Genomic DNA, 12,471 nt, shown 5'->3' with positions numbered 1-12,471 from the left:
GACAGAACCCCCCACGGAGCTCACCTTGACCAGCAGCACAGCGCAGTCTGCGGCGTCGGGCGGCGGCGGAAACGCGTCCCAGCCCGATCACCTCGGCCACGTCATCTTCATCACCGCGGCCGCCGCGATGGGCGGTTTCCTCTTCGGATACGACAGCTCCGTGATCAACGGTGCCGTCGTGGCCATCCGCGACCGCTTCGACATCGGCTCCGGCGCGCTCGCCCAGGTGATCGCCGCCGCGCTGATCGGCTGCGCCATCGGCGCCGCCACCGCCGGCCGGATCGCCGACCGGATCGGCCGCATCCGCTGCATGCAGATCGCGGCCGTCCTGTTCACCGCGAGCGCCATCGGCTCGGCCCTGCCCTTCGCCCTCTGGGACCTGGCCGCCTGGCGCGTGATCGGCGGCTTCGGCATCGGCATGGCCTCCGTCATCGGCCCCGCCTACATCGCCGAGGTCTCCCCGCCCGCCTACCGCGGCCGGCTCGCCTCCTTCCAGCAGGCCGCGATCGTCATCGGCATCGCCATCTCGCAGCTGGTCAACTGGGGCATCCTGAACCTCGCCGACGGCGACCAGCGCGGCAAGGTCGGCGGCCTGGAAGCCTGGCAGTGGATGCTCGGCGTGATGGTGGTCCCCGCCGTGCTCTACGGGCTGATGTCCTTCGTCATCCCGGAGTCCCCGCGCTTCCTGATCTCCGTCGGCCGCACGGACGAGGCCCGCAAGGTGCTCACCGAGGTCGAGGGCGCGCGCACCGACCTCGACGCCCGCGTCGCCGAGATCGAGAACGCCATGCGCTCCGAGCACAAGTCCACCTTCAAGGACCTGCTCGGCGGCCGCTTCGGCCTGCTGCCCATCGTCTGGATCGGCATCGGCCTCTCGGTCTTCCAGCAGCTCGTCGGCATCAACGTGATCTTCTACTACAGCTCCTCGCTGTGGCAGTCCGTCGGCATCGACCCGACCAGCTCGTTCCTGTACTCCTTCACCACGTCGATCATCAACATCATCGGCACGGTGATCGCGATGATCTTCGTCGACCGGATCGGCCGCAAGCCCCTCGCGCTGATCGGCTCGGCCGGCATGGCGCTCTCGCTGGGCCTGTGCGCCTGGGCGTTCTCCTACAAGACCACCGTCGCCGGTGAGATCTCCATGCCCTCGGCCCAGGGCACCGTCGCCCTGATCGCCGCGCACGCCTTCGTGCTCTTCTTCGCCCTGTCCTGGGGCGTGGTGGTCTGGGTGCTGCTCGGCGAGATGTTCCCCAACCGCATCCGGGCCGCCGCGCTCGGTGTGGCCGCGGCCGCCCAGTGGGTCGCCAACTGGCTGATCACCGTCACGTTCCCGACCCTCTCGGACTGGAACCTGTCGGGCGCGTACGTCATCTACACGGTCTTCGCCGTGCTCTCGATCCCCTTCATCCTCAAGTGGGTGCCGGAGACCAAGGGCAAGGCGTTGGAGGAGATGGGGTAACCAAACCCCGCCACCACCCCCTCCCCTCCGCGGCGCTGCCCCGGCTCAGTCCCTGAGCCGGGGCAGCACCCTTTCGCACAGCAGCCGCAGGCTGCGCCACCCCTCCTCCAGGGGCATCCCGCCGCACAGCGGGTGCAGCACCAGGTTCCCCGCCTCGCCCGTCTCCCGGCCGAAGGCGACGGCCTCCTCCGGGGAGAGGATCCGGTAGACCCCCTCCGCCCGCAGCTCCGCCACCGTGCGGGCGCCGGAGCGGACCGCCGAGCGGATGTCCTTCGACTGCCAGGAGGCGTACATGCCCGCCTCGTGCAGGAAGTGCTCCCCGTACTGCTCCCAGGCCCGGTCCGGGTCCTCCGCGACGTGCAGCAGCGGCGTCCGCTCCGCCGGCATCATGCAGAAGCCCTCGGTGCCGTACTCGGCGAGCCGCTCCCGGTAGTACGCCTCCAGCTCCGGCAGGTGCGCGCTCGGGAAGAAGGGCAGCCCCAGCCGGGCCGCCCGCCGCGCCGCCGCCTTCGAGCTCCCGCCCACCAGCAGCATCGGGTGCGGCTGGGTGTAGGGCACCGGGGTCACCTTCACCGTGCGGCCCCGGAACTCGAAGGGCTCGCCGGTCCACGCCTTGAGCAGGGTCTCCAGGAGCTCGTCCTGGAGCCGGCCGCGCCGCCCCCACTCCACGCCGTGCTGCTCGTACTCCTCGGGCCGGTAGCCGATCCCCGCCACCGTCACCAGTCGGCCGCCGCCGATCAGGTCCAGCACGGCGATGTCCTCGGCCACCTTCAGCGGATCGTGCAGCGGGCCGATGATCGCCGAGACGGTGACCGCGATCCGGCGGGTGGCGCCGAGCACCGCGCCCGCGAAGGCGAAGGGGGAGGGCAGCCAGTGGTTGTCCGTCCCGTGGTGCTCCTCCGTCTGGATCGTGTCGATCCCGTGCTCGTCGGCGTAGCGGGCCATCTCCACCGCCGCCTGGTAGCGGGCGGCGAGGCTCGCCGGGGTGCCGTTCGGGTCGACGAGGTTGAAGCGGGCCACGGTGATGGGCATGGAGGGGTTCCCCTTCGCCGGATGCGGTCGGTCGGGCGAAGGGGGAGGCTAGCTGACGGAGCGTCAGTTGGACAGGGTCCCGGCGGGCTCGCGCTCCGGCTCCGCGGCCGGCCCGTGGGCCGTCCGGGCGGGGGAGGCCGTGCGCGGCAGCGCGGCGTACAGCGCGCCGGAGGTCAGGATGCCGGCCACCCAGCCCAGACCGTTCTCGCCGATCCAGGTCGAGGCGAGCGGGCCGGTGAACCAGTCCACCTTGGTGAACAGCGTGCCCACCACCAGGGCCAGCCCCCAGGCCGTCATCGCCTGCCAGGCGAACCCGCCCCGGTACCAGTAGGCGCTGGTGCGGGTGGTGTCCAGCAGCGCCGCGCCGTCGTAGGAGGTGCGGCGCAGCATGTCCACGCCGAAGACCCCGATCCAGGCGGAGAAGGCCACGGCCAGCAGGGTCAGGAAGGAGATGAACGAGCCGAAGAAGCTGGTCGCCACCACCATCAGCAGGAAGCCGAAGACCAGGCTGATGACCGCGTTGACGCTGACCGCCCAGGTGCGCGGCACCTTGAGGCCGAGGGTCTGCGCGGTGAAGCCGGCCGAGTACATCGACATCGAGTTGATCAGCAGCATCCCGAGGAGGGCGATCAGCAGGTACGGTACCGCGATCCAGGTGGGCAGCAGCTCGCCGATGAAGGAGACCGGGTCCTGCGCGCCGGCCAGGTCCGGCGTGCCGACGGCCATCACCGCGCCCATCAGCACCATGGGCAGTACGACCACGCCGGCGCCCCCGATCGTCGCGCCGACCACGCCCTTGCCGGAGGCGGTGCGGGGCAGGTAGCGGGTGAAGTCCGGGCCGGACGGCACCCAGCTGATGCCGCCCGCCGCGATGGTGCCGATGCCCGCGATCATCATCGCCGTCGAGCCGGCCGGCTTGCCGAGGACGGCGGACCAGTCGGTGGTGACGAGCAGGTAGCCGAGCACCAGCACGCTGAACGCGCCGAAGAGGTACGTCGACCAGGTCGAGCAGACCCGCAGCGCCTTGATCCCGAGCCCCGACACCACGAAGGTGCAGCCCACGAAGAACAGCAGGGTGACCACGATCAGGGCGGTGCTGCTCTTGACGTCGAACAGCAGGTCGAGCACGGTCAGGACGGCGTAGGCGCCGCTGACCGCGTTGATCGTCTCCCAGCCCCAGCGGGCCACCCAGATCAGCGCCCCGGGGAAGAGGTTGCCGCGCTGGCCGAAGACGGCCCGCGACAGCGCCATGCCGGGGGCGCCGCCGCGCTTGCCGGCGATCGAGATCAGCCCGACCAGCCCGTACGAGACGACCGGCGCGGCCACCGCGACGACCAGCACCTGCCAGATGTTCAGCTTGTTGAAGATCACCAGCCCCGCGCCCATGGTGAGCAGCAGCACGCTGATGTTCGCGGCCACCCAGGTGGGTATGAGCTCGCGGACCCGCCCGCCGCGCTCGCCGTCCGGGACGGGCTCCAGGCCACGGCTCTCGACAGCGCCGTCGACGGCCTTCTCTTCAGCAGGCATGGGTACTCCGTGGAAGCGGGTGGGGACAATCCGCCCATCATCGTAGAAGTGGCGTTAAGACCACAAATGGCGGACCGGCGCCTGGTGAGAACGTCCAAGGTCCGGGGGTGGGGGTGGCCCGTGGCAGATACTGGGGTGGTTATGGAAATCCTGATCCTTGCTGTAGTCATCGCCCTGGTCGCGGTCGGCGCGATCAGCGGGCTCGTGGTCAGCAGCCGCAAGAAGAAGCAGCTGCCCCCCACGGCGCCGCCGAGCACGCCGACCATCACTGCCCCGCCTGCCGAACCGCAGGTGGGGGAGGACGCCGTAGAGACGGCGGAAGAACCGCGCCGCACCATCGAGGAGGTCGGGCTCCCGGAGGCGGAGGCCGAGGCTGCTCCGGTGGAGGCGCCGGCGGCGGAGCCCGAGGCCCCGGCCGCCCCCGAGATCGAGGTGCCCGAGCCCACGGCCGGCCGCCTGGTCCGCCTGCGCGCACGGCTCGCCCGTTCGCAGAACTCCCTCGGCAAGGGCCTGCTCACGCTGCTCTCGCGCGAGCACCTCGACGAGGACACCTGGGAGGAGATCGAGGAGACGCTCCTCATCGCCGACGTCGGCGTCGCCCCCACCCAGGAGCTGGTGGAGCGGCTGCGCGAGCGGGTCAAGGTGCTCGGCACCCGCACCCCCGCCGAGCTGCGCGGCCTGCTGAAGGAGGAGCTCGTCGCCCTCGTCGGCACCGACTTCGACCGCGCCGTGAAGACCGAGAGCACCGCCGACACCCCGGCCGTGGTGATGGTCGTCGGCGTCAACGGCACCGGCAAGACCACCACCACCGGCAAGCTGGCCCGGGTGCTCGTCGCCGACGGCCGCAGCGTGGTCCTCGGCGCCGCCGACACCTTCCGCGCCGCCGCCGCCGACCAGCTCCAGACCTGGGGCGAGCGCGTCGGTGCCCGTACCGTGCGCGGCCCCGAGGGCGGCGACCCCGCCTCGATCGCCTTCGACGCGGTCAAGGAGGGCATCGCCGAGGGCGCGGACGTCGTGCTCATCGACACCGCCGGCCGCCTGCACACCAAGACCGGCCTCATGGACGAGCTCGGCAAGGTCAAGCGCGTCGTGGAGAAGCACGGCCCGCTGGACGAGGTCCTGCTGGTCCTCGACGCCACCACCGGCCAGAACGGCCTGACCCAGGCGCGCGTGTTCGCCGAGGTCGTGGACATCACCGGCATCGTGCTCACCAAGCTCGACGGCACCGCCAAGGGCGGCATCGTCGTCGCCGTCCAGCGCGAGCTGGGCGTCCCGGTCAAGCTGATCGGCCTCGGTGAGGGCGCCGACGACCTGGCCCCCTTCGAGCCGGAGGCGTTCGTGGACGCCCTGATCGGCGACTGAGCGGACGCACCCGCCCCGCAGACGAGTGCCCCCGTGTCCGGAAACCCGGTACGCGGGGGCACTGCCGTATGCCGGGGGAGGGCGTCAGCGCCGGAAGCGGTGACAGGTGTAGGCGAGGGTGCCCAGCAGGAGCCGGGCCTGCGGGGGCCCGCCCGCACAGTCCAGGGCGGGCCGACGGAGCCAGCCGGCCGGGCCGAGGCCCGCGTGGTCCGAGGGCGGGGCGGTCAGGAAGGAGCCGTGGCCCAGGGCGCGCAGGTCCAGGTCCGCGTCGTCCCAGCCCATCCGGTACAGCAGCTCGGGCAGTTCGGCGGCGGCGCCGGGGGCCACGAAGAACTGGGCCCGGCCGTCCGGGGTCGCCGTCACCGGGCCGAGCGGCAGGCCCATCCGTTCCATCCGGACCAGGGCGCGCCGTCCGGCCTCGGCGGAGACCTCGATGACGTCGAAGGAGCGGCCGACCGGGAGCAGGATCGCCGCGCCCGGATACTCGCCCCAGATCTCGGTGACCTCGTCCAGGGTGGCGCCGCCGGGGACGGTGGGAGCGAAGTCCAGCGGATGCGCCCCCGGCGTGAGGCAGTTCGTATGACCGCAGGAGCAGTCGCGGGCCGGAGCCGCGGCGCGGGCGCCGGGGACCGCGTCCCAGCCCCAGAGGCCGGTGTACTCCGCCACCGTCGTGCACTCCGAGGTGCGGCCGCGGCGCCGGACGCCGGAACGGAATTCCTTGGTGCTGCGGCTGCCGCCGATCGTGAAGCCCATGCCCATGCCCCCTCCAACGGGTCGGACGCGCCGGTGGTTACGACGTCGGCGAGACCTCTCGGGAGCCGGGTGAAGCACGCCTTCCACCCGGGCCGCCCGGCGCACTCCTCGCCGCGCGCGCCCCGAGCGCACTCCCGTCCAACCGTTCCGTTTCGCCTTCCTGTCAAGTGAATCGCGCCTGGCCGGTGGCGAGTTCATTCGAAGGGGTGGCGAATGGTGGCGTTTCCGGGATCGACCTCGCCGACGGGGTGATCGTAGGATTACTTTCGGTGCACGAACCCCGGAGGCGGGCCCATCCGTGGGTATGCCGGAGGCAATGCGTGGAGGACCTGTGAAGGTCCCAGGCGGCAGCGGTCGCCCCGGCCAGGGTTTCGTGTGAAGAGGCGATGCGGATGGGGGCGTTCCAGTGAGCGGCAGCGGCGCAAGCGGAACGGGCGGGGAATCAGCCGACCGCAACGAACAGCTGACCTCGTGGTTCGTCCGCAGCGGCTGGTCCAAGGGCGAACTCGCCCGCCAGGTCAACCGCCGGGCCCGCCAGATGGGCGCCCACCACATCAGCACCGACACCTCCCGCGTCCGCCGCTGGCTCGACGGCGAACAGCCCCGCGAACCGGTGCCGCGCATCCTCTCGGAACTGTTCTCCGAACGCTTCGGCGCCGTCGTCGCCATCGAACAGCTCGGCCTGCGCAGCGCCCACCAGACCCCCTCCGTCTCCGGCGTCGACCTGCCCTGGGCGGGCCCGCAGACCGTGGAACTGCTCAGCGAGTTCTCCCGCAGCGACCTCATGCTGGCCCGCCGCGGCTTCCTCGGCACCTCCCTCGCGCTCTCCGCCGGCCCCGCCCTCATCGAGCCCATGCAGCGCTGGCTCGTCCCGGCCCCGGCCGCCGACCCCGGCCCGCGCGACGCGGCCCCCTCCGGCTACCGGCCGCCCCGGCTCTCCGAACCGGAACTCGACCTCCTCGAAGCCACCACCGTGATGTTCCGCCAGTGGGACGCCCAGTGCGGCGGCGGGCTGCGCCGCAAGGCCGTCGTCGGACAGCTCCACGAGGTCACCGACCTGCTCCAGGAGAACCACCCGGCCCCCGTGATGAAGCGCCTCTTCAAGGTGGCCGCCGAACTCGCCGAACTCGCCGGCTGGATGAGCTACGACATCGGCCTGCACCCCACGGCCCAGAAGTACTTCGTCCTCGCGCTGCACGCCGCGAAGGAGGCCGGGGACAAGCCGCTGGGCTCGTACATCCTCTCCGGCATGAGCCGCCAGATGATCCACCTCGGCCGCCCCGAGGACGCCCTGGAACTCATCCACCTCGCCCAGTACGGCAGCCGCGACTGCGCCGGACCCCGCACCCAGGCCATGCTCTACGCCATGGAGGCCCGCGCCTACGCCAACATGGGCCAGCCCAGCCGCTGCAAGCGGGCCGTGCGCATGGCCGAGGACACCTTCGGCGACGTCGGCTTCGGCGGCGAACCGGAACCCGACTGGATCCGCTTCTTCTCCGAGGCCGAACTCAACGGCGAGAACTCCCACTCCTACCGGGACCTGGCCTACGTCGCCGGGCGCAGCCCCACGTACGCCTCCCTCGCCGAACCCGTCATGGAACGGGCCGTCGAACTCTTCGCCAAGGACGGGGAGCACCAGCGCTCCTACGCCCTCAACCTCATCGGCATGGCCACCGTCCACCTGCTCCAGCGCGAGCCCGAGCAGGCGGCCGTCCTCGTCGACCAGGCCCTCGACGTGGCGCGAAAGGTACGCTCCGAACGGGTGAACACCCGGCTCCGCAAGACCGTCGACACCGCCGCCCGTGAATACGGCGACGTCGCCGAGGTCGTCCGGCTCACCGACCTCCTCGCCTCCCGCCTCCCCGAGGCCGCCGAGGCCGTCTGAGCCGCCCCGCGGCCCGGGAACCCCGCCTGACGGGCACCGGAGCCCCGCCTGACCCTCACATGACACGGACCGGACCCGGACCTCACCGGTTCATTCAGGCGTAACACGCACGACCTCTTCGTCACCGGAGCGAAACACCGAGCGGCGCCGCCGGAAACCGGCCTGCGCGAACCTCAGGGCCAATAACCGGCCAGACCTTACGCCGCCGCTCAGGTACCCCACGATCGCCCGCACGCGAACGTACCGACGACGAGGAGACGCCGATGGCATCAGCCATCACGACCCTCGCTGCAGACGCCCCGACCCTGTCTGCCGCGAACACCGGGTTCATGCTCATCTGCTCCGCCCTGGTCATGCTGATGACCCCGGGACTCGCCTTCTTCTACGGAGGCATGGTCCGCGTCAAGAGCAGCCTCAACATGCTGATGATGAGCTTCGTCAGCCTGGGGATCGTCACGATCCTGTGGGTGCTCTACGGCTTCAGCCTCGCCTTCGGCACCGACTCCGGCTCGGTCATCGGCTGGAACTCCGACTACGTCGGCCTCAGCGGCATCGGCCTCACCGAGCTCTGGGACGGCTACACCATCCCCGTCTACGTCTTCGCCGTCTTCCAGCTGATGTTCGCGGTCATCACCCCCGCCCTGATCAGCGGCGCCCTCGCCGACCGGGTCAAGTTCAGCGCCTGGGTCCTCTTCACCGCCCTGTGGGTCACCGTCGTCTACTTCCCCGTCGCCCACTGGGTCTGGGGCACCGGGGGCTGGCTGTTCAAGCTCGGCGTCATCGACTTCGCCGGCGGCACCGCCGTCCACATCAACGCCGGCGCCGCCGCCCTCGGCGTCATCCTCGTCATCGGCAAGCGCGTCGGCTTCAAGAAGGACCCGATGCGCCCCCACAGCCTCCCCCTCGTGATGCTCGGCGCCGGCCTCCTGTGGTTCGGCTGGTTCGGCTTCAACGCCGGATCCTGGCTCGGCAACGACGACGGCGTCGGCGCCGTCATGTTCGTCAACACCCAGGTCGCCACCGCCGCCGCCATGCTCGCCTGGCTCGGCTACGAGAAGCTGCGCCACGGCTCCTTCACCACCCTCGGCGCCGCCTCCGGCGCCGTCGCCGGCCTCGTCGCCATCACCCCCGCCGGCGGCTCCGTCAGCCCGCTCGGCGCGATCGCCGTCGGCGCCATCGCCGGTGTGCTGTGCGCCATGGCCGTCGGCCTCAAGTACCGGTTCGGCTACGACGACTCCCTCGACGTGGTCGGCGTCCACCTCGTCGGCGGCGTCGCGGGCTCCCTCCTCGTCGGCCTCTTCGCCACCGGCGGCGTCCAGTCCGACGCCAAGGGCCTCTTCTACGGCGGCGGCTTCGAGCAGCTGGGCAAGCAGGCCGTCGGAGTCTTCTCCGTCCTCGCCTACTCCCTCGTCGTATCGGCGATCATGGCCTTCCTCATCGACAGGACCATGGGGATGCGGGTCGCCGAGGACGTCGAGGTCTCCGGCATCGACCAGGCGGAGCACGCCGAGACCGCCTACGACTTCAGCGGCGCCGGCGGCGGCATCTCCGCCCGCCCCGCCGCCTCCCACGCCCCCGCGGCCGCCGCCAACAAGAAGGTCGACGCATGAAGCTGATCACCGCGATCGTCAAGCCCTACAAGCTCGACGACATCAAGGAAGCCCTCCAGGCCTTCGGGGTCCAGGGCCTGACCGTCTCCGAGGCCAGCGGGTACGGCCGCCAGCGCGGCCACACCGAGGTCTACCGCGGCGCCGAGTACACCGTGGACCTCGTACCGAAGATCCGCATCGAGGTCCTGGCCGACGACGACGAGGCCGAGGAGCTGGTCAACGTCATCGTCAGCGCCGCCCGCACCGAGAAGATCGGCGACGGCAAGGTCTGGAGCGTCCCCGTGGACTCGGTCGTCCGGGTCCGCACCGGCGAGCGCGGCGCCGACGCCCTCTAGCGGACCACGGGAGCCACGGGTGACGAGCGTCGAAGAGACCACGCAAGACCCCACCGGCCCCGGACCCGGCGGGTACGCCGAGGCCCGGCTGCGCCTCCTCGCGGAGGAGGCGCGGTCCGGGCCGTCCCGGCGTTCCGGCCTGTCCGCCCTGACCGACCGGTGGCTCGACGAGCTGTTCGCCACCGCCGCGCAGGAGACCGGGGTACGCGGCGCGGCCCTCGTCGCCGTCGGCGGCTACGGCCGCGGCGAACTCTCCCCGCGCAGCGACCTCGACCTGCTGCTGCTCCACGACGGAAAGGCCCGCCCTCAGGCACTGGGCGCCCTCGCCGACCGCCTCTGGTACCCCGTCTGGGACACCGGGGTCGCCCTGGACCACTCCGTGCGCACCCCCGGCGAGGCCCGCAAGGTCGCCGCCGAGGACCTCAAGGCCCACCTCGGACTGCTCGACGCCCGGCTCGTCGCGGGCGACGCCGGACTCCTCGCCGGACTGCGCACCTCCGTCCTCGCCGACTGGCGCAACCAGGCCCCCAGACGGCTGCCGCAGCTGCACGCCCTGTGCCGCGAGCGGGCCGAACGGGCCGGGGAGCTGCGCTTCCTGCTGGAGCCCGACCTCAAGGAGGCCCGCGGCGGCATCCGCGACGCCACCGCCCTGCGGGCCGTCGCCGCCTCCTGGCTGGCCGACGCCCCGCGCGAGGGGCTCGACGGGGCCCGGCGCCGGCTGCTGGACGCGCGCGACGCCCTGCACCTGGTCACCGGCCGGGCCACCGACCGGCTCTCCCTCCAGGAGCAGCCCCAGGTCGCCGCCCGGCTGGGGCTGCTCGACGCGGACGCGCTGCTGCGCGAGGTGTACGAGGCCGCCCGGGTGGTCGCCTACGCGGGCGACGTCACCTGGCGGGAGGTCGGACGGGTCCTGCGGGCCCGGTCCGCCCGGCCGAGGCTGCGGGGGCTGCTGGGCACCCGCGGCGCGGCGGCCGCCGCCGAACGGGCGCCGCTGGCCGAGGGGGTCGTGGAGGCCGAGGGGGAGGCCGTGCTGGCGCTGGCCGCCCGGCCCGAACGGGACCCCGTGCTGCCCCTGCGGTTGGGCGCCGCCGCCGCGCAGGCCGGGCTGCCTGTCTCGCTGCACGCCGTACGCCGGCTCGCGGCGCAGGCCCGGCCGCTGCCGGTGCCCTGGCCGGCCGAGGCGCGGGAGCAGCTGCTGACCCTGCTGGGCGCGGGGGAGCCGATGGTGGCTGTGTGGGAGGCGCTGGAGGCGGAGGGGCTGATCAGCAGGCTGCTGCCCGACTGGGAGCGGGTGCGCTGCCGGCCCCAGCACAACCCCGTGCACACCTGGACCGTGGACCGGCACCTGATCGAGACCGCCGTACGGGCCTCCGCGCTGACCCGCCGGGTCGGCCGGCCCGACCTGCTGCTGATGGCGGCCCTGCTGCACGACATCGGCAAGGGCTGGCCCGGCGACCACTCCGTCGTCGGCGAGACCATCGCCCGCGACATGGCCGCCCGGGTGGGCTTCGACGCCGAGGACACCGCCGTGCTGGGCACCCTCGTACGCCACCACCTGCTGCTCGTGGACACCGCGACCCGCCGCGACCTCGACGACCCGGCGACCGTCACCGCGGTGGCCCGGGCCGTCGGATCCACGGGCACCCTGGAGATCCTGCACGCCCTGACCGAGGCCGACGCCCTCGCGACCGGGCCCGCGGCCTGGAGCACCTGGCGGGGTTCCCTGGTGGCCGACCTGGTGCGGCGCGTCGCCGCCGTGCTGAGCGGGGCCCCGCCCGCCGACCCCGAGCCGGACCTCCCCACCGCCGAGCAGGAGCGCCTGGCGCTGGAGGCCCTGCGCACCGGGGAGCCCGTGCTCACCCTGCACGCCCGCCAGGAGGAGGACGACGCCGTCGGGGTCGAGCTGGTCGTGGCCGTGCCGGACCAGCCCGGGGTGCTCCCGGCGGTGTCCGGGGTGCTGGCGCTGCACCGGCTGACGGTACGGGCGGCGGACCTGCGGTTCCTTGAGCTCCCGGACCACCTGGGGGAGGTGCTCGTGCTGCGGTGGCGGGTGGCCGCGGAATACGGGGCGCTGCCGCAGGCGGCCCGGCTGCGGACGGACCTGGTGCGGGCGCTGGACGGCTCCCTCGACGTCCCGGCGAAGCTGGCGGCCCGCGAGGCGGCCTACCCGCGCCGGCGCGGGGTCGTCCCCCCGCCGCCCCGCGTCACGGTCGTCCCCGACGTCTCGCCCCTGGCCACGGTCCTGGAGGTCCGAGCCCCCGACGCGGTGGGGCTCCTGCACCGGATCGGGCGGGCGCTGGAGTCCGCGGGGGTGCGGGTCCGCAGCGCGCACGTCTCCACCCTGGGGGCCAACGCCGTGGACACGGTCTACGTGGTCGACCCGGACGGCAAACCCCTGCCACCCGCGACGGCGGCCGCCGTCGCGTCGCAGATCCAGTCGGCCCTGACGTAGCCACCCACCTCAAGCGCCGGGGGGGCTGTTGTCAGCCCCGCCGGCGATTGAGG

9 protein-coding genes are annotated in these 12,471 nt (G+C 72.7%); 6 read left to right on the top strand and 3 right to left on the bottom strand.

Features of this window, described 5'->3' with window-relative positions:
- The first annotated feature begins 25 nt into the window (after positions 1-25).
- On the top strand, positions 26-1,462 hold the full coding sequence (locus tag ACFVXK_RS12560; protein ID WP_389611491.1) for a sugar porter family MFS transporter: 1,437 nt from the start codon (positions 26-28) through the stop codon (positions 1,460-1,462).
- A gap of 45 nt (positions 1,463-1,507) precedes the next feature.
- On the opposite strand, the gene ACFVXK_RS12555 is transcribed toward ACFVXK_RS12560, so the two are convergent.
- Both ACFVXK_RS12555 and ACFVXK_RS12550 read right to left on the bottom strand, forming a co-directional pair.
- The gene (locus ACFVXK_RS12555; protein WP_389611490.1) at positions 1,508-2,494 is read right to left on the bottom strand and encodes an LLM class flavin-dependent oxidoreductase; all 987 of its coding nucleotides are present in this window, start codon (positions 2,492-2,494) and stop codon (positions 1,508-1,510) included.
- Positions 2,495-2,557: 63 nt separating this feature from the next.
- Positions 2,558-4,021, bottom strand: coding sequence for a cytosine permease (locus tag ACFVXK_RS12550; RefSeq protein WP_389611489.1), 1,464 nt, complete (start codon positions 4,019-4,021; stop codon positions 2,558-2,560).
- 141 nt (positions 4,022-4,162) lie between these two features.
- On the opposite strand from ACFVXK_RS12550, the gene ftsY reads away from it, so the two are divergent.
- On the top strand, positions 4,163-5,383 hold the full coding sequence (ftsY, locus tag ACFVXK_RS12545) for a signal recognition particle-docking protein FtsY (protein WP_389611488.1): 1,221 nt from the start codon (positions 4,163-4,165) through the stop codon (positions 5,381-5,383).
- Positions 5,384-5,467: 84 nt separating this feature from the next.
- Here the strand turns inward: ftsY and ACFVXK_RS12540 are convergent, their stop codons facing one another.
- Entirely contained in the window at positions 5,468-6,136 is a 669-nt protein-coding gene (locus ACFVXK_RS12540) for a bifunctional DNA primase/polymerase (protein ID WP_389611487.1), read from the bottom strand.
- 406 nt (positions 6,137-6,542) lie between these two features.
- On the opposite strand from ACFVXK_RS12540, the gene ACFVXK_RS12535 reads away from it, so the two are divergent.
- The 4 genes from ACFVXK_RS12535 (at position 6,543) to ACFVXK_RS12520 (ending at position 12,418) form a co-directional block, all read left to right on the top strand.
- Positions 6,543-8,021, top strand: a complete 1,479-nt coding sequence (locus ACFVXK_RS12535; RefSeq protein WP_389611486.1) for a hypothetical protein — start codon at positions 6,543-6,545, stop codon at positions 8,019-8,021.
- A 263-nt stretch (positions 8,022-8,284) separates the two neighbouring features.
- Positions 8,285-9,631, top strand: a complete 1,347-nt coding sequence (locus tag ACFVXK_RS12530) for an ammonium transporter (RefSeq protein ID WP_389611485.1) — start codon at positions 8,285-8,287, stop codon at positions 9,629-9,631.
- Positions 9,628-9,966: a P-II family nitrogen regulator gene (locus ACFVXK_RS12525; RefSeq protein WP_079429980.1), complete on the top strand. Its 339-nt coding sequence runs from the start codon at positions 9,628-9,630 to the stop codon at positions 9,964-9,966. The genes ACFVXK_RS12530 and ACFVXK_RS12525 overlap by 4 nt, the downstream gene beginning before the upstream one ends.
- 19 nt (positions 9,967-9,985) lie before the next feature.
- Positions 9,986-12,418, top strand: coding sequence for a [protein-PII] uridylyltransferase (locus ACFVXK_RS12520; protein ID WP_389611484.1), 2,433 nt, complete (start codon positions 9,986-9,988; stop codon positions 12,416-12,418).
- Positions 12,419-12,471: the final 53 nt, after the last annotated feature.

This window comes from Streptomyces sp. NPDC058157 (genome assembly GCF_042884105.1).
GTDB lineage: Bacteria > Actinomycetota > Actinomycetes > Streptomycetales > Streptomycetaceae > Streptomyces.
Note: the sequence above shows the minus strand (reverse complement) of the source record. Positions and strands in the feature narration are given on the sequence as shown.

What these genes read in the sequence shown, in the direction of transcription:
- ACFVXK_RS12525 (WP_079429980.1), top strand. Translation starts at nt 9,628, where the DNA reads ATGAAGCTGATCACCGCGATCGTCAAGCCCTACAAGCTCGACGACATC.
- ACFVXK_RS12530 (WP_389611485.1), top strand. Translation starts at nt 8,285, where the DNA reads ATGGCATCAGCCATCACGACCCTCGCTGCAGACGCCCCGACCCTGTCT.
- ftsY (WP_389611488.1), top strand. Translation starts at nt 4,163, where the DNA reads ATGGAAATCCTGATCCTTGCTGTAGTCATCGCCCTGGTCGCGGTCGGC.
- ACFVXK_RS12555 (WP_389611490.1), bottom strand. Translation starts at nt 2,494, where the DNA reads ATGCCCATCACCGTGGCCCGCTTCAACCTCGTCGACCCGAACGGCACC.
- ACFVXK_RS12540 (WP_389611487.1), bottom strand. Translation starts at nt 6,136, where the DNA reads ATGGGCTTCACGATCGGCGGCAGCCGCAGCACCAAGGAATTCCGTTCC.
- ACFVXK_RS12550 (WP_389611489.1), bottom strand. Translation starts at nt 4,021, where the DNA reads ATGCCTGCTGAAGAGAAGGCCGTCGACGGCGCTGTCGAGAGCCGTGGC.